Source organism: Hydrogenovibrio sp. JE_KL2, assembly GCF_009296185.1.
Taxonomy (GTDB): Bacteria; Pseudomonadota; Gammaproteobacteria; order Thiomicrospirales; family Thiomicrospiraceae; genus Hydrogenovibrio.
Genome location: NZ_WBJR01000003.1, coordinates 118,917 through 139,062 on the forward strand (window position 1 = coordinate 118,917; position 20,146 = coordinate 139,062).

Here is a 20,146-nt window from a genome sequence, read left to right on the forward strand (position 1 = left end):
GGCGTTATTATAAAGGAAATTGACGGCAAACGGACAGTTGCTGTGATGGTTGAATTTATTCGTGACGCAGAGCGTCTATCGGGTTCAGCCTTGCCGCATTTCTTGCCGGAAAATAACCGAAAACCACGCCCACCATTGCTGAAAACGCAAAGGCGATACCCATCATGTCGAAGTCAAGTATGTAGGGCACTGACATGACGTGGCTCAGTCCGGCGGAGGCGAGAATGGCGAGAATGATACCGATAATTCCTCCCAAAGAGGAGAGCACTACGGCCTCAACCAAAAACTGTAACAACACCTCTCTTTCCAGTGCGCCGATTGCCATACGAATACCAATTTCCCGAGTACGTTCCGTCACCGAAACGAGCATGATGTTCATAATACCGATTCCACCCACAATCAAACTAACGGCGGCAACCGCGCCCAACAGCATGGTCATGACTTTGGTACTGCCGGTCAATGCCTTGGTGATTTCACGGGTATCCAGTACAGAGAAGTCGTTTTTTTCACGGTCGCTCAGGTGACGGCGGTCTCTTAGTAGAAGCGTGATCGCACGGTTGACGACACCGGTATCAATATTCGGTTTGACCGAGATGCGAATCATTTTGACATCCTGGTCGCCAATCAAACGTCGTTGCACGGTTTTGATGGGCATGACAATGGTGTCGTCCTGATCGTTCCCCATCATGGATTGGCCTTTAGAATCAAGCACGCCGATGATATGGCAGGAAAAAGTCTTCAAACGGATATTCTGACCCACGACGGATTCGGGTGAACGAAGGTCTGGAAACAACTGCTTGATAATGGTTTGTCCAATAATACAGCTGGTTTTGCCAGCCTTGAGTTCCGCATTGGAGAAAAAGCGTCCAGACGACAGCGTCCAGTTACCGGTGGTGAAATAGTCGTTGTCACTACCCACGACAGTTGTTGTCCAGTTGTTGTTGCCGAACACTGCGGTGACACTGGCGGTGGCTGTCGGCGCGACAGCGATGATGGAACTGACATCCTGTTTAATGGCTTTGACGTCATCCATCGTGAAGGCTTTGGCATTGGAGTTGCCTCGTCCCGGGCCAAAGTGTTGTCCGGGTCTAACCATTAAAAGATTGCTTCCCAAGGTGGAAATCTCTTTAGCGATTTTTGCTGTGGCACCATTACCGACGGTTACCATGGTCACCACCGCCGCAACACCGATAATGATGCCGAGCATGGTAAGAATTGAGCGCATCAGGTTGCGGCGGATTTCGCGGATGGCGAGTAAAAAGGCATTCCAAATCATCCGGCGCGCTCCGATTGTGGCATATCTGTTTCCACCAAACCGTCTACAAAATGAATCAGGCGGGAAGCGTAGGCTGCCATTTCCGATTCATGTGTCACCATGATAACGGTGATGCCCAACTCCTGATTCAGTTGAGTGAGAAGCTCCATAATCTCTTTGCTGCGTTGGGTGTCCAAGTTTCCTGTTGGTTCATCTGCCAATAGAACTTTTGGGTGCGTGACGAGTGCTCGGGCAATGGCAACACGCTGTTGTTGCCCACCTGATAGCTCGCTTGGCGCGTGGTTTTCCCAACCATCAAGTCCCACCAATGCCAGTGCTTTGCGGGCTTCTTCACGGCGCTCCGCTGTTTTCATGCCTCGATAAAGTAATGGCAACTCGACATTCTCTATAGCGGAAGTCCGTGCTAACAGGTTGAAGCCCTGAAACACAAAACCCAAGTAATGGCGGCGCAAAATAGCGCGTTGGTCATGGGTTAAGGTTTCAACGGCGACGCCCTGAAAGTAGTAGTGTCCAGAAGTTGGGGTGTCAAGGCAGCCGAGAGTATTCATCACCGTGGACTTGCCCGAACCACTGGGACCCATGATGGCAACAAACTCACCTGCGTCAATCTGAAAATTCACGCCTTTCAATGCGGTGAAAGCGGAAGCGCCTTGTCCGTAGGTTTTGGTGATGTTTTCAAAGGCGATTAGAGGCGCTTCTTTGCCGGAAGTCTGCTCTAAAGGTTCGGCGGCTGTCATTTTAAGCGTACCTCTGCCCCAATGATGACTTTGTCTCCGGGTTTTAAATCTCCCTCTAGAACTTCAACGCGATTGCCGTTGGATTCGCCAGGTTTGATTAGAACCGGTACGGGTTGTTTGTTGACCAGTTTCCAAACGCGTGCATAGCCCTTTTTCACTTTTTCAGCTTTGATGTTTAGGCTATGTCGGATGCGGCCTGGCCCCGGCATTAAAGAGTCCATGATGCTGGTCGATTTGGCCTTTGTGGCGTCGCCCAATATTTCAGGTGTAAAGCGCGTGGCGGCAACGGGAACTGTCAGCACATCGCGCTTTTCCTTGACTAGAATTTCAGCGGTGGCGGTCATGCCAGGGCGTAGTTTCAAGTCAGGGTTGTTGACTTCCAATAGCGTGGTATAAGTGACAACGCCATCCGTGGTTTGTGCGCCGAAACGTACTTGCTTAATGACGGCAGGGAACAAACGATTCGGGTAAGCGTCAACGGTAAAAGTCGCTTTTTGACCTGCTTTTACCTGACCAACATCGGCCTCATCGACATCGACTTGCAGTTCCATATTGGTCAGATCTTGAGCGAGTGTAAACAGCACCGGCGCAGACATGGCAGCGGCAACGGTTTGCCCCGGTTCGATGGAGCGAACCAGTACCACACCATCAATCGGTGAAATGATTTTGGTTTTGGATAAGTCGGTCAGGTTTTGGTCAAGATTAGCCTGAGCCTGTTCGACTTTTGCGATAGCTGTGTTTTTGGCGGCGATGGCGCGTTTCTCAGCGGCTTCAGCAGAAATGAAATCCGCCTGAGAAGGTAGTTTGCCGTTGGTGAGTTTACGCACATGTTCCAAGCGTTTAAGTTGCGCATCCGACTCTTCAAGTGTCGCTTGTGCCTCAATGACACCCGCTTTGGCGACGGCCAAGGCGGCTTTGGTTTGCAATACTTGTGCATTAATCTTGTCGGTATTCAGTTGTGCCAACAGTTGGCCTTTTTTCACTTGGTCGTTGTAGTCGACAAAAACCTTGTCGATGGTACCGGAAAGTTCACTCCCGACATCTACTTCATTCGTCGGTTGTAGAGTTCCGGTTGCTGAAACCGTCGCTAGAATATCGGCTTTTTTCACTTCATCGGTTTTGAAAATGGGGGCATTGGCTTGTGCCGGCATCCACCAACGCCAGCCAAGAAAAAGGACGCCTGCTAATAATAAAACGGGAATCAATACCTTGAGGTAGCGGTGGTGTTTTTTATCGCCCTGTTTGAGTAGTTGTTCAAACTCAGTTTGGGAGGAGGCTTTGTTGTCTTGATTCATGACGATGTTCCAGTTGATGTGGTTGGTTGCGGTGCTTGAGTGTCCGCATCGTTTACCGTTTTATTCTGTGTTGTTTGTTGAATCGCCCAGTTGCCGGAAATGGCTTTGGACAAGGTGATCAGTTTTGCCAACTCAGTCGCCTTGGCCTGAATGCTTTGTTGTTTCAGCGTGAGCTGTGTGCGCTGAGCATTCAAGACATCGGTAAAGCTGGTTTGACCCGCTTGGTATTGCATCAAGGCCAGTTTCTCTTCATTTTTTGAGGCATCCAGGGCTCGGTTTAACGCTGCATAGCTTTCCCGGCTGTTATAAAGCCCAGCAAGCGCGTTTTCCGTTTCCTGTAGGGCGCTCAACACCGTTTTCTTATAGCTGTACATGGCCTGTTTTTCTTGCTCGGTTTGGATGTCCACTTGCGCATCCAATGCGCCGCCGTCAAACAAGGTGTGGCTGACTGCCGCGCTTAAAGTGGTGATCAGGGTGTCAGTGTCCAAGAGTTTTCCTAAGGTTGCGGAAGTCAGTCCCAGAGAACCGCCCAAAGTGAAGGAAGGCCAGCGATTCGCTTTTGCAGAATCTGTTTTGGACATCGCCACCAACACATTTTGTTCGGCAGCTCTGACATCTGGACGTTGTCTCAAAACCTCAGTTGGAATGGGTAAAAACACCGTTTTTGGAGAGCTGGGCAGATCGGCGATTTTGGTCAAGCTTGGGGGTAAGTTTTCCGGTGTACGCCCCAACAGGATTGCCAGTTGGTTTTGGGTTTCGAGGATGTTTTGTTTCAGTGTGGGTACTGATGCGGCAGTTTGCTCGTAGCTGCGTTTTGCTTGCTCGACATCCAGCTCGGTGACCATACCTGCCTGATGTTGCCATTGCGTTAATTGCAGGGTTTCCAACCAACTTTTCAGAGAAGCCTGTGTGACATTTAATTGTGCCTGATAGCCTCGCAGAGCAACATAATTGGTGGCGACTTCTGCACTTAGGCTGACCAAAACGTCTGCATAACTGGCTTCGGCAGCTTTGACCTTTGCTTCGGCGGCGGCAAGCGCATGCTGTTGTGTGCCGAAAATGTCAGGTTCCCAACTGGCATCCAGTACCGCAGAATAGGTATCTGTTGTGGCATCGGTACTTTTCAGATAAGTGCTTTTCGCGCTACCGCCGATGGTCACTTTCGGCAATAACCCTGCTCTGGCCTGTACTCGGTAAGCTCTGGATTCACGAATGACCGATTCCGCCGACAGAACGTCAGGGTTAGCTTTAATCGCTTCGTTGATCAGTTGGTTGAGATCCTTGTCATGCAGTTCCTGCCACCAGGGAGTCGCTTGCTTTTGGCTTTGCATTTGAGCGACTTGCTGGCTCCATTGCTTAGGAAAAGTTTGCTTGGGGAAAGAACGTGTTTCTATCGTGGAGCAGCTCGAAAGGACGGGAACCACTATGACAAAAATTAGCCAAAAATACCGCATTTAGTTCTCCGTGTGATTTTCATTGATACGAATGAAACAGCAAAAGTCTTCGTTTTTTAGGCGATAAAAATAGTAGTTACACCTGTTCAGGCTAGGGTTTAGAGGGTGTTTGGTTTATCATAAACGAAATCGGCCGAGTGAAGCAGTGTAAAATCTTGGCAATAGTATGAAAGTTTTTAAGAGGACAATTATGGGCGCTAAGCTCCACTTCAGCAAAATGCATGGACTTGGAAACGACTTTATGGTGATTGATGCCATTGCTCAGGACGTTTCATTGTCTGCAGAACAAATTCGAGGATGGGCGGATCGACACTTTGGCGTGGGGTTCGATCAGTTATTATTGGTTGAAGCAACCGATACCGACGGGGTGGATTTTCGTTACCGCATTTTCAATGCGGATGGTTCCGAGGTACAGCAGTGCGGTAACGGGGCACGTTGTTTTGCGAAGTTTGTGTATGACAAAGGGTTGACCGATAAAACCGAGATTACAGTCGAGACGGCTTCGGGAGTGATTGTGCTTTATATCACTGAAAACGGAGAAGTAAGAGTCAACATGGGGGCGCCGAACTTCGCACCCAACAGCTTGCCTTTTGCGGTACCGGGTGAGTCTGATGTCTACCAGTTGGAAGTAGATGGTGAGTTTTACCAGATCGGTGCAGTCTCTATGGGTAACCCGCATGCGGTTTTGCGTGTCACCGATTTGGGAGCAGCCCCGGTAGCAGAGTTAGGGGCGAAAATAGAATCCCATGCCCATTTCCCGGAAAGGGTGAATGTCGGTTTTGCGGAGCGCATTGATTCAAACCATATTAAGTTGCGCGTCTATGAACGTGGCGCAGCTGAAACGCTTGCTTGCGGGACAGGGGCTTGTGCCGCCATGGTGACTTTGCGTAAGCTGGGAGAAGTGGCCGACGAGGTGAAGGTTTCTTTAGCGGGTGGTGATTTGACCATCGCCTGGGATGGCGATGCGTCGCATCCTGTTTGGATGACTGGGCCGGCGGTGATGGTGTTTGATGCCGAAATAGCGTTATAAGCCGTTTTGGGCTGCTTTTATTAAACTAAAAATTTGAATAATAAAATAGAGTGTGTACTGGGGAGAGGTGTAAGTGTCGAGTTTAATCAATGATATCCATGCGGAAGATGTGGCGAATTATTTGAATCAAAACCGCCAGTTTTTTCATGTGTTTCCGAATTTGCTGGATGAACTCAGCTTACCTCACCCGAAGACCGGACAAGAGATCTCTTTGCTGGAACGCCAAGTTTACCAATTGCGTGAGCAGCGCGATCGTTTGCAAGTCGAGATAGCGACCCTAAAAGATATTGCAGGTGAGAACGGTAAACTACTGCACAATGTCTATACACTGTCCAATGCCTTGTTGTCGGCACAAAGCGAACAGGATGCCGTAGATGTCGTTTATCGAGTGATGCAAGAGACTTTTCAGGTAGAGTTTGTCTCCTTAATGTCTTGGGAACTGCCAAACCAAAGCTTGAAAGGTATGAATCAATTAGGCATCAGTCAGCAATGGGCGGAAACCCTTAAATCAACTTTAAGAGTCGGGCGTCCTGCTTGTGGTTTAGTAGAAAACGAGTGGCAAAAAGGTTTGTTCGCTACCTCTGAAAAAATGGAATCGGTTTGCGTGATTCCACTTGGTAACCATCGCATTTGGGGCGTGTTGGCGCTGGGAAGCCCGGTTGATCGTTTCAAACCGGACCTTGGGACTTACTTTTTGGAAGTCATGGGGGAGATGATTACCCAGCGCTTACAGCGTTTGTTTTAACGCTAATCAAAGAAGCGGGTGAAGTCATTCACCGCTTCGCGCTCTGTTCGGTAACTGTTGACCGGATGTTCTTTATCTTCATAGCCGAGTGCCATCCCACCCAGTAAGATCATGTCATTGTCATAACCAAGATGCTGCTTGATGATGGTAGGATACTCTCCCAGAGCGCCTTGTGGACAAGTCGCCAATCCCTTTTCAACTGCCAGTAGCATAATGTTCTGCGCGAACATACCATAGTCGAAATAAGATCCAGTTTCCAAGCTGGGGTCCATAAAGAAGAACAAACTCACCGGCGCGTCAAAAGAGCGATAGTTTGCAGCCCATTGTGCAAGTCTTGCAGCTTTGTCTTCGCGTTCTATCTTTAAGGCGTTATAAAGAGCCACTCCCGTTGTCACACGTCTTTGCTTGAAAGGTGCGACCCAATTTTTCGGATAGTATTGATAGTCCATTTGTCCGGTTTCGCCAGCCTCGAATGCCGCCACCATTTTGTTTTGTAGTTGGGTTTTGGTTTCGCCTGAAACCACCGCGACTTGCCATGGTTGGGTATTGACGCCGGAAGGTGCGAAACGCGCATCATCCAGAATGTCATGAATAAGTTTTTCTTCAACAGAGGTTGGTAAAAACGCGCGTACCGAGTGGCGTTGTCTGATGGCGTCTGAAACGGAAGTTGAAGCAGATGTCATAAAATCTCCTGAGTAGTGTTGAAAATACAGTGGCGTAATTATCGCGTTTTTGCGGCAATAATTGCATTAAAATAGTCTTAATGTTTTTTCGAGAATGACCGTCTAGATGAGCAAAAAACAATTCAGCGAGTTTGTCGCGGAGTTAACGCGCCTTAACCGTTCACCGGAAACGATAGCGAATTACGAGCGGGATATGGTCGCTTTTTTGCGTTTCTTTCAAGGGGATTTTCTTGCGGAAGAAATTGAAAATGCTTTGCATGATTATCGGCAATTTCTCGATGACTTTCACGGCTGGCAGTCAGTGTCGGTGGAAGCCATTCAGGCGTTTGTCGCCAGCAGAATGGAAGCCGGTATTCATCCTCGAACACTGTCACGAAACCTATCGGCTTTGCGAACTTTTTATCAATTTCTCATTGAACATAATTGGGCATTCGCCAACCCGGCGAAAAGTGTCAAAGCGCCTAAACAGCCCAAGCCTTTACCCAAAAGTCTCGATATTGATTTAACCCAACAACTGCTTGAACAACCTTTAAAGACTTGGCAAGACATTCGAGATCAGGCGATGTTCGAGTGTCTGTATTCCGCAGGATTGCGTGTTTCCGAGCTGGCGGACTTGGACTTGTCCCCCGGATTGGATCAGATGAATGAGGGCTGGGTAAAAGTTTTGGGAAAAGGCAGCAAAGAAAGAATCTCGCCTCTTGGCGGCAAAGCGATTGCGGCATTGCAACGCTGGTTGTCGATTCGAGGTGAGCATGCCAAGAGCGATGAACAAGCGGTTTTCGTTAATAAATTTGGCAATAGGTTGAGTGTCAGAAGTATCCAGCAACACTTGGATCAACGCACTTTACAGGCGGGGTTGCCGACCAAAATGTCCCCTCATAGATTGCGCCATGCCTGTGCAACGCATGTGTTAGAATCTAGCGGAGATTTAAGAGCCGTACAGGACTTGCTAGGGCACGCCAATTTGTCGACAACGCAAATCTACACCAAGTTGGATTTGCAGCACCTGGCAAAAGTTTACGATACGGCGCATCCGCGAGCAAAAAAGCGCGGACAGACCGAATAAACAATCGAATGAATATTGTGAGAAAAACATGAGTGAACAAACTTTTCACGGAACCACGATTTTATGTGCCAAACGTGCAGGCAAAATGGTTATCGGCGGTGATGGTCAAGTCACCTTAGGACATGTTGTGATGAAAGGCAACGCTCGTAAGGTTCGTCGTCTTCACAATGGCAAGATACTGGCGGGGTTTGCGGGTGCCACGGCTGATGCTTTTACCCTGTTTGAACGCTTCGAAGGCAAATTGCAAAGCCATAATGGACAATTGATGCGTGCGGCCGTTGAGATGGCGAAAGACTGGCGTACCGATCGTGCGTTACGCAAGCTTGAAGCGATGATGCTGGTGGCGGATGAAGAAAACATGTTGCTGATTTCCGGTACGGGAGATGTTATCGAACCGGCACATGATTTTATTGCCATCGGTTCTGGCGGTAACTATGCCCACTCTGCGGCACAAGCCCTGATGGAAAACACAGAATTAAGTGCGCGTGATATTGTTGAGAAATCACTCAATATTGCCGCCGATTTATGCATTTACACCAACCATAACTTAACAATTGAAGAGCTATCTAAATAAGCTCAGCACTAAGGGGATTAGAATGGAACATCCAAAGCAAGATTCAGCGCAGCCAAGTGAAGAGTTGATTTGCGTACCTGCCAACCGTTCAAGAGCGGAAGACTGGTTTGAATCGTTTTTGTGGAACAGCCGGTTCATTGTCTTGTTCGCGGTTGTTGCCAGTTTGCTGATGGCATTTGGTATTTTTTATGTGACCTCAATTGATGTTTACTATACCTTGTCGCATCTGAGTCATTATGCACAGTTAGATGATGCTGCCAGAGCAGATTTGAAAGCGAAGACCGTTGCCCATGTGGTCGGTTCGGTAGATGGCTTCCTGTTGGGAACCATTATGCTGATTTTCTCTTTGGGTCTATATGAGTTGTTTATCTCAAAAATTGACGCAGCGGAAGGCAATAAAACGTCCAGTAAGATTTTAATGATTCATTCTTTGGATGATCTGAAAGACAAGCTGGCGAAAGTGATTCTGATGATTTTGGTGGTGATGTTCTTTGAACAGGCATTGTTCCTGAAACCAACGGCACCACTTGAGTTGCTTTATTACTCCTTGGCAATTATGCTGGTTGCCTTGGCGCTGTATCTTTCGCACAAAGCCTACCAGCACTGATTTCTCATAAAATCTGCCAGGTTGGGGTATCTGTACCTAACCCCAACCTGGCAGATTTTTTATTTTCTAGGCTTTCGAAACCGATAGTTGGCGGCGGATAAAAAGGTTGTTGGCAATCAATGCACTGATGACCAGCAGGGCGCCAATGACTTCATAGTGCGTAAAGCTGTGACCTTGTAATACGCCAACGGTAAAAGCGGTAATCGGCACTAGATTGATAAACAGCACACCGTTTACCGGGCCGACAGCTTTAATCCCCGCATTCCAGCTTAAGACGGCAATCACCGCGCCTAGAATGATCAGATAGGCAAATTCCCAGCCTAGATTAGAAACCACATTTATGGAAGGAATTTGCGTAATGCCTACCGGTATTAATGCCAGTGTTATCGCTAAAATGGATAGCGTCCCCAAAGCACAGCTTAAGGTGGTGTAACGCAGTGCCGACCAGCTTGGGAACTGGCTGGCTCCTAAAGTGTAGATGACCCAGCAAAGTGCACCGGTTAGTAACATCAGGTCGCCGGATGCTTCGCCATTTTGTAAAGCTTTGGCGGGGTTGCCGTTGGTGACCACTAGGAATACTCCGCTAAAAGCAATCGCTACCGTCATTAAGGTAAATCCAGCAGGTCGCTTTCCGCTTTTTAACCAGGTAATCAGGACGGTAATCATTGGCATCATTGCCATGATAATAGCGGCATGTTCCGGTTGCGAAAAGCCCAGACCAACAAAGGCAAGGATATTGAATCCAGCAAAGCCAATGGTGCCGTATAGCCATAGCTTGAGTGTATTTTCCTCAAGTTTTAGCGCGTTGTTCCCCTCTAGAAAAGCAAGAATCACCAGTAGCATCAATGCGCCTAAGCCATAGCGAATCGCAGTGGTCGTAATGCCGTCAACCGAGGGCAGTATCAGTTCTGCGACCGGGAACATACCGCCCCAAATCACAGGGGCAGTAATCAGTAATCCCAGGCCGATCAGGTAGTTAGATTGGTTCATAATAGACACTCCGTCGTAAATATGTATCGTTCAGGTTGCTATTGTAAATGTTTCCAATTTTTTTATAATCTAGGTAAATTGAATAATATTGTTTCTATATGTTTAGTAATAAAGATAAGACCTTACCTTCGTTGATTGCCATGGTCGCCTTTGCGCGTGTTGTTGAGGCGGGGAGTTTTACTGCCGCTGCACGAGACTTAGGGCTGTCCACGCCGGTAGTTAGTAAGCGGGTGGCATCACTTGAGCATGAACTTGGCACCCGCTTGTTGCATAGAACTACCCGCAAGCTCAGCCTGACCGAAGCGGGTTCGGCACTTTATCAGCATTGTGTCAGATTGATTGAAGAAGCCAAAATGGCGGAAATGGCTGTAGCGCGTTTAAATGAAGCGCCTCGGGGCTTATTGCGGATTACGGCACCGTTCAGTTTCGGCTCAAATCAAATAGCGCCGGCAATTCCCGAATTCTTAGAACGTTATCCGGAAGTTAGTGTTGAAATGGTGCTGAGTGATCGCATTATCGATTTGGCTGAAGATGGATTTGATTTGGCAGTACGTCAAACCGATGACCCTCAGCCCAACTTGGTCGCCAAACGTTTGACCTCCACCCGCAAACTGATCTGTGCTTCTCCCGAGTACTGGCGTAAGCATGGAAAACCGCTCAAACCAGCAGACTTAGAAAGTCACAACTGCATTCTATATGGTTCTTTGTCTAGCAACAGCGAGTGGGTTTTTAATAGCAAGGAAAGGGAAGAGCGAGTCAGAGTGAAAGGAAATTTCGTAGTCAATGGTCCAGAAGCACTTCGCGAAGCCGCAGTTGGAGGATTAGGAGTGATTCGCTTGACTTCCATTGCTATCTTGCAGGAAGTTAAGGCGGGGCGGCTGGAAACAGCTCTAGATGAATATGCTTCCGCTGATACCGACATCTACCTGATGTATTTACCGAACCGGTACTTATCCAAGAAAACCCGGGTGTTTATTGACTTCTACATGGAGTGGTACGCAAAGCGTAACCCTAAAACGCTTTGCTTATAGCAAGCGCAACAACCCCAACCTGGCAGATTTTAGTCCGTTTGCGGTGCTTTCCACCATTTCACAATCGTGAAACATAATCATGTCGCCAACAGAAACATTACCCAGTGCGGTCACATGTAAGATCTCCGTTAAGGCAAAATAGCCAACCATGCTAAAAGGCTATCCATTAACCCAAAAAATAATTTACACATTTCAGCTTTCTCATAAAGTTAAGGCAAGTGGTGCCAGAATCGAACCGGATAAGAACTAAGTTTCTATCTTGGAACACTTATTGCGAACCACTCCATCGCTTGCACATTTATTTATAAGCCGAGAGTTCTATGATTCATCTAGCCTTATAGAAAATCATCTATCATCCTGAGAAAAGTATTCATCATATTGAGTGGCCAAATTTACTTGACCACAATAAAGTTGTGATTAGTAATTCGGCTCTAGTCGGTTACAATACTTTTTTCTATGCGGATCCTCCTTATTGGGTTGTGATTAGCAGTTCGGCTCTAGTCGGTTACAATGTGGCGCATTGATTCTTGGTCAACTTGAAGGTTGTGATTAGCAGTTCGGCTCTAGTCGGTTACAATGCGACAGGTTTTGCAATCTACGACATGATTGTTGTGATTAGCAGTTCGGCTCTAGTCGGTTACAATGTGGCGCATTGATTCTTGGTCAACTTGAAGGTTGTGATTAGCAGTTCGGCTCTAGTCGGTTACAATGCCTAGCTAAACAACAATAGATTTCTTTCAGTTGTGATTAGCAGTTCGGCTCTAGTCGGTTACAATTAAACGGTTACATTTCCAGCATCAGGGAAGGTTGTGATTAGCAGTTCGGCTCTAGTCGGTTACAATATCTTTGGTCTCCATGTGAAGGCCATCGAAGTTGTGATTAGCAGTTCGGCTCTAGTCGGTTACAATTATGCTCACTTAGATTCAGAGCATTTAAGAGTTGTGATTAGCAGTTCGGCTCTAGTCGGTTACAATCCATTATCTGATCAGGCGCGCACTGATATGGTTGTGATTAGCAGTTCGGCTCTAGTCGGTTACAATGGTGTTGAATACGAAGTCACTGCAGAAACAGTTGTGATTAGCAGTTCGGCTCTAGTCGGTTACAATTTTTCCCATTGCTTTTACGCTTTCCAATATGTTGTGATTAGCAGTTCGGCTCTAGTCGGTTACAATAAAACTTCATACATAGCCAAAGCCATACAGTTGTGATTAGCAGTTCGGCTCTAGTCGGTTACAATTGACGGTTTTTATTGGTATCGAGCATTCTAGTTGTGATTAGCAGTTCGGCTCTAGTCGGTTACAATTGAACATAAGTAAGATTGAACTCGCTTCATGTTGTGATTAGCAGTTCGGCTCTAGTCGGTTACAATGCTTTCCTTATCTAAAGCAGGGCTTGGAGAGTTGTGATTAGCAGTTCGGCTCTAGTCGGTTACAATTGGATACTTGCCCACGCCAACTGCCGGAGAGTTGTGATTAGCAGTTCGGCTCTAGTCGGTTACAATAAAGGAAAAATTTGGGGCCTTCAACTAATAGTTGTGATTAGCAGTTCGGCTCTAGTCGGTTACAATATTGGATTTGCAACCTACTGAAAAAGTTAAGAAAAGTGGTGTTTTCAGCTCAGAAAAACTGGAGTTGTTCTGGCGCTTTTTCAGTGGGTTTGCGAATTTTTCCATAAAAAGTTTGTACTTTTGAAAACTGTTTGTCGGTAAGGGTGAGTATTCTGACCTCGCCATCGTCAGGCAATGCGCCTTTGGTTCTATTGATATGCACTTGTGCATTTTCATCAGTGCCGCAGTGTCTGGCATAGACTGAATATTGCATCATTATAAACCCATCTGTGATCAGTTGCTTTCTAAACTGAGTGTAGGCACGCCGTGCCGCTTTGGTATCGGTTGGTAAATCAAACATAACGACTATCCACATACTATCCAGTCCTCCAAACACCATATCGTGCCTCCTGAAAATTATGATTTATAGGATGCGTTCAGGAAAAATCGGGTCGTGAGTATTGCCAAGCAATATGTGTTCCTTAATGCTGTTGGCATAGGTAGATAAGGCATTGATAAAAGGTGATTTTTTGTTTTGGGAAAGGCAGTTTTGATTTAGAAAGGAGAGAATATCGGCTTTAAAGGCTTGGGTTGGATGTGGCGTTTCGTCTGTTGGTAATGACTTTATCCAATTCACGACTTGCGTATCGACCCAGGGGCGTAAGGGTTCCATTAAGTCGTCTGCCAAGCAATAGGCGTTATATTGGTTTTGGTGGTTGATGCCGAGTGAAGGATGTAGCCCGGTGCCGACCAAGGCGCGCGCGGTGGCAGCGCGGGCAATGGCATAGCCGTAGTTGAGCAGAGCGTTGATTTCTTCACCATCAGGGTCACGTTTGAATGGGGCTTGAAAGATGTGTTTCCAGTAGTATTGTGCGGCTTGTGCTTCGATATTGGTGGGATCACCGTTTTTGACTTTTTCAACCAATCTTGTCAGAGCCTGAGTGGGTTTGTTTTCAAGTTCTAGACTGGTGATTTGTTCTTGTATTTTTCTTTTGACGACCAGCTTCCAGAGTTTGCCCTTTCTGGCTTCGGAAAAGTTGGCTTGGGCATCAATGATTTTGCTGTGCAGGCTGTGACCTGAAAGAGGGAGATGAAGCCCTGTGGGTAGGTGTTTTTGGTCGGTGGTAATGAGCGCGACTTTATTTTGTGCCAAGGCATTGATAATGCCTTGGGTGAGTAAAATTTGCGGGTGATCTATGACGACAAAGCCTATGTCTTCGATGGGAATACTGGCAATAATTTCTTTGTCTCTTTCCAGCACCAGTTGTTTTTGCTGTAAGTGCAAATAGGTGGGGTCGCCGATAAAAAGCGTTCGCTTAATCATAAGCGTTTCCCTAGACGATTAATGCTTACTTTTTGCATTTGATAGTCTTTGATGAGTGTTGGTACGGCTTTTCTAATAACCGAGTTATTTTTTTCGGTAGTGGCGTCAGTGTGTAACCTTAGAGTTAATGCTGCGGAGGATTTGTCTCGTTCAAGTTTTTGCACTCGGTATATTTGAAGAGTTTCATCAATAGTAAGTTCAACCATATCATTAATGGCTAGCGTCATGATGAGGTTGTCTGTGTCGCTACCTGTTATCTTGTGAAGTCGCACTTTTTCAGCCTGTTTAAACATCGGCGTGACAGTGGCTTTGATCTTGCCATTCTCTTGTTGATAGATGGCGACATGGTGCATATTGCCATAAGGGATATATTTAAACGTTTTGCCAAAACGGTCCTTGGCGGCGTATTGGTTTTGTTCGACTTGTTCGCGTGTGGCTTTTGAGCGCTGTACTCTAATGCGGTAGATGCGGTTGCCATTGGGATGGAAAACAGGGTTGTCCGGTGCAAAAGCTTGTTTGGCGTTTTGGTTGTGTGCGTTAAAGTGGGCTAGCACCGTGTCTTTAATAACGGGGTCGATAATGCTGTCGATTTGTTTTTCGGTTTTGAAATTTTCCTCATTTAATGCTTTCCGATAAACGGTGCCAATGCCTTCAATAAACCCTGAACCTGTGTCCTCGTGAAGTGCGTCGTAGAGTTTGTTGCGTACGTCATGAGAGACAATCATCTCGTCTAGAATATGCTGGGTTTGTTGTTGAATATTATCTAAAGGCGAGTCCAGGTGCAGGTCTCTCCACTCTAGCTTTTGGTGTTTTTCGACTTCTTTGGCGAGTGAGACAAGGGTTCGGTAAAGTTTGTGATCGACCAATGCCGTGACAATGGCATCAATGGTATGGTGACGATGGTCTTTACGTTCTTTGTGGTCGTCTTTTGAGCCAAGTAAGTGGTTGAGTCCCCACATATGTCGCAGCTTGGCGGTGAGGATGCCTTTGCTGACCTCAACTCTGCAACCCAGTTGTTTAACATAGTGGAAAACTTCACGGCTAAGGTAGCGGGTGTCGTTAAGTTGTGAGCTGATCATGCCTTCGATTTCATCAGTGGTTTTTGTGAGGAAACGATTTTTCTTGGCAGTGATGGCATGTTTGTTTTCTTTATCTATCGCAAGCATATTGGCGACAAGTTGTTCCCATTTGATGGGTTGACTCGCCCAAGCTCCATAGGGGGGGCGATTGCCTTTTTCGCGATTGGTGTCGGTAAAGCATAGCACTTTGTTCATATAGCTGTCGTCAAGTGATTGTGAGTAAGGCAGAATATGGTCGATTTCGGTTTCTGCGGAAAACACTTGTTGAAGACTGATGCTTTTTAGGCTGTAAGGGCAACGGCATCCTTGTTCTTTCCAAAGGCGATAACGAAGTTTGTCGTCTTTAGATGGGTATTTTCTTAAACCAAGGTGAGGGGAGGATTGTCGAGTAATGTCATATTGCTCTTCGGCTTCTTTGTTTTTTTGCAGATTGTCTCGGTTGACTTTATTCACCCTTGTCTTGTCTTTGTTAGATAGGGTAAGATCTCTTGCCATTTCTATGCGAATAATGTCTGGTTTGCCATAAGTGGCGATGATGGCATTTATCAACTTGCGGGCTTCATGAAGCCCTTTGTTGACAATAGGGTTGCGTAGGTTTGGCGGTGCTGGCAGTTTGTCAAATACAGTTATCTCTTTTGTTTCATAGCCATAACCTGCTGCAATTCTGGCATCAGAATAGATATGCCCTTGTTTTAAAAAGGGCAGCAGTTTGTTGATGGCTTTTAGGCTTAGATCGCTATGCCCTGGTTCAAACTCTTCTGAGGCTAGGTAAATGGCCTGTTGAAGGGGTAATCTCCAATAATTCACTAGACGGTTTTTGAGTGTGGTTTTCTTTTTAATGGTGAGCAAGTCTTCAATCAGTTGTCTTTGCTGTTGTTCCGATAACTGTTGCCAAGTGTCACCAATAATTTGCTGAATGGCGTACCCTGTGCGGTTGCCAACCAGGTCTTTGGTGCCGGATTTTTCTAGATTAAAAAGATAACTTTTTTCCAGCCCCAATAATTTACGCGCTTGCGGCCAAGTCAGTCTGGTTTTGGTTTCCAGTGTATCGGCAAGCTTTTGTTTTTGTTCCATTGAGAGTGAAACATCGCTTTGGGTGTAGGGTTCAAAGTAGGTTAAGTGATTGATGTCTTGCCAGTAGCGAAACTGTTGGAACTCTAAGCGTGCTTTAGCACATCGGTATCGATTGGGCTCCAGTGAACATTTACCGATACGCCCTTTTTTGAGTTTTAAAGGACGTTGGAAAAATAAAATATGCTCTACTTTAGACCAAAAATCATCACTCAAATCAAAGTGTTGTTTTTGTATGGATTGAACCAGCTCAAATTCTTCTTGGTACATTTTTCTATCGGTACGTAGCAGTCCGCCTTGGTGCTGGCGGTTACGTTTGCACTGGTGTTCCGGTCTTTGTGATAAATATTCGCCAAGCGTTCTGGCGCCGGATTTTTTGATTTGATTTCGGAGTTCCGAAATGTCTTTTTTGAAGGCGGTTTCTTCAGCATCGTCGGATTGATCTAATTCGGGTAGTAAATCTTGGGCATCCGGGTCATCCAGCAAATCGCCCATAAAAATTTTACGGTTGCTCAAAAACCCTCTACGAGCTGAAAGATGATATAAAACGCGACCCAATTCATGATGTGTTAGTGTAGTGTCTAAAGCTTTGGCTCGGAGTTGATATGGATCGCCAATTAAGTTGAGTTCTTGCTCACGGGATTGAGAATCTAGGTTGGCTTGTGTGGGTAAAAGATGGTGTTCAATGAGTAGGTTAAGTAATTTCTTTCGCCGTCTGGCTCTGCGTTGAATCAGGCGTCTTGCAAGGCGAGCATTTCTTCGAGCAACATTTTTAGGGGTGGGGGTTTTGTCTTCAACTGCTTTGATAAATATACGACTACCAGCGTCAATGAGCTTGGTTGGGTCACCTTGTGAATCGGATTCCAGTAAAGCCCAACCAATAGAGTTGGTTCCCAAGTCTAATGCCAGAGTTGTCTTCATACCATCCTCATGCTTGTTTTTATTTTCGTTATTCGCTTATAATCCAGAACAGTCTTGTAACCGACTAGAGCCTGAATTAGTTTTGCTTTTCATACCAAGAAAGTTTACTTTCGCAGGCACTTGCCTTTTATGGCAACCTCACGCGCTCACATTGGGCGCGTTTTCGTTTATGCCCCACCTCTACTCTTTTTGAGCGGCGAGTTCTTTGATTCCATTCTGCTCTAAGCTATTTTACGGAAGCCCGGTCTTTAAGCAATTTTTCATTTACCCTAAAACGCCAGATGAGTGATGAAAATTTGCCAGGTTGGGGGAGGCGTCATAGCACCAACCTGGCAGATTTTAGCTAATCACCTTGCTGCGTATTTGGTAGCCAAGCAGAAGTTTTTCCCGTGAGGTAATAGACGGTTAAACCAATCCATTCACGCCAGGCAGGTTCTAAAGTTTTAAGGTGATCAAAAAAATCGAAGTCCCAGCTACGGATGCTAGCGCTATTAGAGCGGAAATCAACCGGGTAGGGGATGACATGGAGACCAAATTTTCGTGCAATACCGACAGCGCGAGGCATATGAAAGGCGGAAGTTACCAATAAATAGGTGCCATCAGGTTTCGGTAAGAGTTGTTTGGTGTATTTGAAGTTTTCGTAGGTGTTTCTGGAGTTGGGTTCAATAATCAGTCTTTTTGGAGAAATCCCCATGATGGTCAGTAACTGCTTAGCGAGAGAAGCTTCGGTTCCCATATGCTGTAGTTTGATTTGACCGCTACCGCCGGTAAATATGACAGGGGCATTTGGATAGTGGTCGGCTAGCAGTTTTGTACCAAAATAACGGTCTGCACCATTGCCCACTTCAGGATGATGCCAACTTAAGGTTCGCGGTAAATCTTCTCCGCCGCCCAGCACAATAATGCCGTCAATATTTTTGGGAAGTTCAGCGATGGTCGGGACGGGAAAGCGTTTTTCCAACGGGCGAATGAGATAATCCCCAACGGGGTAACCCAGTACGATAAAAGCAATAATGGCATCAATGACCAATAGTCGTTTTGCCAGAGACCGAAATCCCATCACCAGTAGCAAAGTACCGAGAATAAAGCCGAAAATGATAAGGTTTCCTGGGCTTAAAAATGCCCACGCCAGCTTTGAAAGTACGAAGAAAGCTTGATCCAAAGGTCAGCTCCTATGAAAGTGAAAATTAGCTTTTTTCAGCGAAAACGGTTTGATTCCGTCCTTGCTCTTTTGCAAGGTAAACAGCAGTATCCGCGCTCTTTATTAAGACATCAAAATCCGCGTTTAAACATGGAAGACAGGAAATTCCCATACTAAACGTCATGGGGGTGACGCCAATGTCTTCCCATGCTGCCGCCTGAAAACTTGCGTGCAGCTTTGTGGAGATTTGTTTTGCCTGCTCGACGGTGGTGTTTGGGAAAATAATAACGAATTCCTCACCTCCCCAACGGTAAATCAAATCGGTTGAGCGTAATGTCTTTTGAAAACGTTCAGACACGAAAACGAGTACATCGTCTCCTTTTTGGTGTCCGAACAGGTCATTGATGCTTTTGAAGTGATCCAAGTCGATGATTGCCAAGCAAAGTGGTTGTTGGTTGCGTTTGCTTAAGGCGACTTGCAATCTTGCCTGTTTTTCCCCCTCACGGCGATTTGGTAGGTTGGTGAGGACATCATTTGCCGCCAGCGCTTCTAATTGGAATTGCATGAATTTCTGGTCGGTAATGTTTTGTACCATACCCACGGCATGAGTTGGGTTGCCTTGTTCATCACGTCTGTATACCTTGCCGCGGTCGTGTACCCATATGTAATGCCCATTGCGGTTTTGTAAGCGGTATTCGGCATCGTATTTCGCGCGCAAGCCATGAATATGTTCGTTGAGGACTTTGATGACATGCGTTCTGTCATCCGGGTGGACGTTTTCAGACCAAGTCGTGATATGCGGATCCATTTCATCTGGCCCGTAACCGAGTAGGGTTTTCAATTGTTGACTGAAAAAGACTTTACCAGTGCAGATCTCCCATTCCCAAATACCATCACTGGCTTCATTCAATGCAAACCAGATGCTTTGGTTGTGGGTGATGATTTCCTGTTCGATCGTGACACGTTTGTTTACATTTCTAGCAACGGAAAGGAAATAGTCTTCATTGTTGAACTCAAAGTGTGTGGTGACAACCTCTACCGAGATTTCGCCGCCGGATTTATGGACATGTCTGCCGATAAAAGTGTATGGGGATTGATTACGAATGACTTGAGCGATTTCCTGCCATTGAGGCATGCCGGCCATGTCTTTTTGAAGGCTTAGAACCGAGTGGTGGAGCACTTCATCGCGCTCAAAGCCAAGCTCCTGATGGGCTGCTTTATTGCACCAAACGATATTTGATGTTTCAGGGTCAATCAAATAGACGCCATCAGCGACATATTCAAATAGCACGTCCAATTGAGGCAATTTATCTGCCGTAATTTCTTCCATGCCTTCCTCGGTTAACAGCGTTTTTAAGCGCCAAACAAAATTAGAAATAAGGTGCCATTTCGTATCAATTTGCTCCCCATTATAAACTTAACAATATTGCCGTGTGTACAAAACTCGACATAATTTGTTGATTTGCTTCAAGGAAATAAACATTTGATATTACAACAAGAAATATTTTTTCTAGGGGGAGACTTTAAAACAAAAAAAACACCCATATTAGTTGAAGTAACAAACCATATATTTTGT

The 20,146-nt window shown here is 46.2% G+C and carries 18 protein-coding genes and 1 CRISPR repeat array; of the genes, 6 read left to right on the plus strand and 12 right to left on the minus strand.

Features of this window, described 5'->3' with window-relative positions; genetic code table 11:
• Positions 1 to 55: 55 nt before the first annotated feature.
• From F8R13_RS06620 to F8R13_RS06635, 4 genes are read right to left on the minus strand one after another with little or no spacing between them, the layout of a single operon-like run.
• Positions 56 to 1,276, minus strand: a complete 1,221-nt coding sequence (locus F8R13_RS06620) for an ABC transporter permease (RefSeq protein WP_152832854.1) — start codon at positions 1,274 to 1,276, stop codon at positions 56 to 58.
• Positions 1,273 to 2,013, minus strand: coding sequence for an ABC transporter ATP-binding protein (locus F8R13_RS06625; RefSeq protein ID WP_152832856.1), 741 nt, complete (start codon positions 2,011 to 2,013; stop codon positions 1,273 to 1,275). The genes F8R13_RS06620 and F8R13_RS06625 overlap by 4 nt, the downstream gene beginning before the upstream one ends.
• Positions 2,010 to 3,308, minus strand: a complete 1,299-nt coding sequence (locus F8R13_RS06630) for an efflux RND transporter periplasmic adaptor subunit (RefSeq protein WP_152832859.1) — start codon at positions 3,306 to 3,308, stop codon at positions 2,010 to 2,012. Before F8R13_RS06630 ends, F8R13_RS06625 begins: the two co-directional genes overlap by 4 nt.
• A complete protein-coding gene (locus tag F8R13_RS06635; protein ID WP_152832861.1) occupies positions 3,305 to 4,762 on the minus strand; it encodes an efflux transporter outer membrane subunit in 1,458 nt (485 codons plus the stop codon). Before F8R13_RS06635 ends, F8R13_RS06630 begins: the two co-directional genes overlap by 4 nt.
• Before the next feature lie 190 nt (positions 4,763 to 4,952).
• Between F8R13_RS06635 and dapF the strand changes: the two genes are divergently transcribed.
• Complete coding sequence (gene dapF, locus F8R13_RS06640; RefSeq protein ID WP_152832863.1) at positions 4,953 to 5,792, plus strand: diaminopimelate epimerase; 840 nt, start codon at positions 4,953 to 4,955, stop codon at positions 5,790 to 5,792.
• Between the two features lie 73 nt (positions 5,793 to 5,865).
• The gene (locus F8R13_RS06645) at positions 5,866 to 6,537 is read left to right on the plus strand and encodes a DUF484 family protein (protein ID WP_371414914.1); all 672 of its coding nucleotides are present in this window, start codon (positions 5,866 to 5,868) and stop codon (positions 6,535 to 6,537) included.
• A gap of 2 nt (positions 6,538 to 6,539) precedes the next feature.
• On the opposite strand, the gene F8R13_RS06650 is transcribed toward F8R13_RS06645, so the two are convergent.
• Entirely contained in the window at positions 6,540 to 7,220 is a 681-nt protein-coding gene (locus tag F8R13_RS06650; protein WP_152832865.1) for a nitroreductase, read from the minus strand.
• A 106-nt stretch (positions 7,221 to 7,326) separates the two neighbouring features.
• Here F8R13_RS06650 and F8R13_RS06655 point away from each other — a divergent pair, with 106 nt between their 5' ends.
• The 3 genes from F8R13_RS06655 to F8R13_RS06665 are packed head-to-tail and all read left to right on the plus strand — an operon-like array spanning position 7,327 to position 9,467.
• A complete protein-coding gene (locus tag F8R13_RS06655; RefSeq protein ID WP_152832867.1) occupies positions 7,327 to 8,286 on the plus strand; it encodes a tyrosine-type recombinase/integrase in 960 nt (319 codons plus the stop codon).
• A gap of 28 nt (positions 8,287 to 8,314) precedes the next feature.
• Complete coding sequence (gene hslV / locus F8R13_RS06660; RefSeq protein ID WP_029912560.1) at positions 8,315 to 8,860, plus strand: ATP-dependent protease subunit HslV; 546 nt, start codon at positions 8,315 to 8,317, stop codon at positions 8,858 to 8,860.
• Positions 8,861 to 8,882: 22 nt separating this feature from the next.
• The gene (locus tag F8R13_RS06665; RefSeq protein ID WP_152832869.1) at positions 8,883 to 9,467 is read left to right on the plus strand and encodes a YqhA family protein; all 585 of its coding nucleotides are present in this window, start codon (positions 8,883 to 8,885) and stop codon (positions 9,465 to 9,467) included.
• Between the two features lie 66 nt (positions 9,468 to 9,533).
• Here the strand turns inward: F8R13_RS06665 and F8R13_RS06670 are convergent, their stop codons facing one another.
• Entirely contained in the window at positions 9,534 to 10,457 is a 924-nt protein-coding gene (locus F8R13_RS06670; RefSeq protein WP_152832871.1) for a DMT family transporter, read from the minus strand.
• A gap of 98 nt (positions 10,458 to 10,555) precedes the next feature.
• On the opposite strand from F8R13_RS06670, the gene F8R13_RS06675 reads away from it, so the two are divergent.
• Positions 10,556 to 11,488 carry a LysR family transcriptional regulator gene (locus tag F8R13_RS06675; RefSeq protein WP_172967721.1) on the plus strand — a complete coding sequence of 311 codons (933 nt, stop codon included), beginning with the start codon at positions 10,556 to 10,558 and terminating at the stop codon, positions 11,486 to 11,488.
• On the opposite strand, the gene F8R13_RS11470 is transcribed toward F8R13_RS06675, so the two are convergent.
• The 6 genes from F8R13_RS11470 to F8R13_RS06700 all read right to left on the minus strand — a co-directional run bounded on the left by F8R13_RS11470 (position 11,483) and on the right by F8R13_RS06700 (position 19,900).
• Positions 11,483 to 11,638, minus strand: a complete 156-nt coding sequence (locus F8R13_RS11470; RefSeq protein WP_172967722.1) for a hypothetical protein — start codon at positions 11,636 to 11,638, stop codon at positions 11,483 to 11,485. The genes F8R13_RS06675 and F8R13_RS11470 overlap by 6 nt on opposite strands.
• A gap of 260 nt (positions 11,639 to 11,898) precedes the next feature.
• Positions 11,899 to 13,055: direct repeats of the CRISPR family, unit length 36 nt; unit sequence GTTGTGATTAGCAGTTCGGCTCTAGTCGGTTACAAT.
• Positions 13,056 to 13,104: 49 nt separating this feature from the next.
• A complete protein-coding gene (gene cas2, locus F8R13_RS06680) occupies positions 13,105 to 13,434 on the minus strand; it encodes a CRISPR-associated endonuclease Cas2 (RefSeq protein ID WP_216642608.1) in 330 nt (109 codons plus the stop codon).
• A gap of 24 nt (positions 13,435 to 13,458) precedes the next feature.
• The gene (gene cas1, locus F8R13_RS06685; RefSeq protein WP_152832873.1) at positions 13,459 to 14,358 is read right to left on the minus strand and encodes a type II CRISPR-associated endonuclease Cas1; all 900 of its coding nucleotides are present in this window, start codon (positions 14,356 to 14,358) and stop codon (positions 13,459 to 13,461) included.
• Positions 14,355 to 17,429, minus strand: coding sequence for a type II CRISPR RNA-guided endonuclease Cas9 (cas9, locus tag F8R13_RS06690; RefSeq protein WP_152832875.1), 3,075 nt, complete (start codon positions 17,427 to 17,429; stop codon positions 14,355 to 14,357). The genes cas1 and cas9 overlap by 4 nt, the downstream gene beginning before the upstream one ends.
• Before the next feature lie 343 nt (positions 17,430 to 17,772).
• Entirely contained in the window at positions 17,773 to 18,591 is an 819-nt protein-coding gene (locus F8R13_RS06695; RefSeq protein WP_152832877.1) for a YdcF family protein, read from the minus strand.
• A gap of 25 nt (positions 18,592 to 18,616) precedes the next feature.
• On the minus strand, positions 18,617 to 19,900 hold the full coding sequence (locus tag F8R13_RS06700; RefSeq protein WP_152832878.1) for a sensor domain-containing diguanylate cyclase: 1,284 nt from the start codon (positions 19,898 to 19,900) through the stop codon (positions 18,617 to 18,619).
• Between the last annotated feature and the right edge of the window lie 246 nt (positions 19,901 to 20,146).

Coding starts and splice junctions, on each gene's coding strand:
- F8R13_RS06620 (WP_152832854.1), bottom strand. CDS start 1,276: ATGATTTGGAATGCCTTTTTACTCGCCATCCGCGAAATCCGCCGCAAC.
- F8R13_RS06625 (WP_152832856.1), bottom strand. CDS start 2,013: ATGACAGCCGCCGAACCTTTAGAGCAGACTTCCGGCAAAGAAGCGCCT.
- F8R13_RS06630 (WP_152832859.1), bottom strand. CDS start 3,308: ATGAATCAAGACAACAAAGCCTCCTCCCAAACTGAGTTTGAACAACTA.
- F8R13_RS06635 (WP_152832861.1), bottom strand. CDS start 4,762: ATGCGGTATTTTTGGCTAATTTTTGTCATAGTGGTTCCCGTCCTTTCG.
- dapF (WP_152832863.1), top strand. CDS start 4,953: ATGGGCGCTAAGCTCCACTTCAGCAAAATGCATGGACTTGGAAACGAC.
- F8R13_RS06650 (WP_152832865.1), bottom strand. CDS start 7,220: ATGACATCTGCTTCAACTTCCGTTTCAGACGCCATCAGACAACGCCAC.
- F8R13_RS06655 (WP_152832867.1), top strand. CDS start 7,327: ATGAGCAAAAAACAATTCAGCGAGTTTGTCGCGGAGTTAACGCGCCTT.
- hslV (WP_029912560.1), top strand. CDS start 8,315: ATGAGTGAACAAACTTTTCACGGAACCACGATTTTATGTGCCAAACGT.
- F8R13_RS06665 (WP_152832869.1), top strand. CDS start 8,883: ATGGAACATCCAAAGCAAGATTCAGCGCAGCCAAGTGAAGAGTTGATT.
- F8R13_RS06670 (WP_152832871.1), bottom strand. CDS start 10,457: ATGAACCAATCTAACTACCTGATCGGCCTGGGATTACTGATTACTGCC.
- F8R13_RS06675 (WP_172967721.1), top strand. CDS start 10,556: ATGTTTAGTAATAAAGATAAGACCTTACCTTCGTTGATTGCCATGGTC.
- F8R13_RS11470 (WP_172967722.1), bottom strand. CDS start 11,638: ATGGTTGGCTATTTTGCCTTAACGGAGATCTTACATGTGACCGCACTG.
- cas2 (WP_216642608.1), bottom strand. CDS start 13,434: ATGGTGTTTGGAGGACTGGATAGTATGTGGATAGTCGTTATGTTTGAT.
- cas1 (WP_152832873.1), bottom strand. CDS start 14,358: ATGATTAAGCGAACGCTTTTTATCGGCGACCCCACCTATTTGCACTTA.
- cas9 (WP_152832875.1), bottom strand. CDS start 17,429: ATGAAGACAACTCTGGCATTAGACTTGGGAACCAACTCTATTGGTTGG.
- F8R13_RS06700 (WP_152832878.1), bottom strand. CDS start 19,900: ATGGAAGAAATTACGGCAGATAAATTGCCTCAATTGGACGTGCTATTT.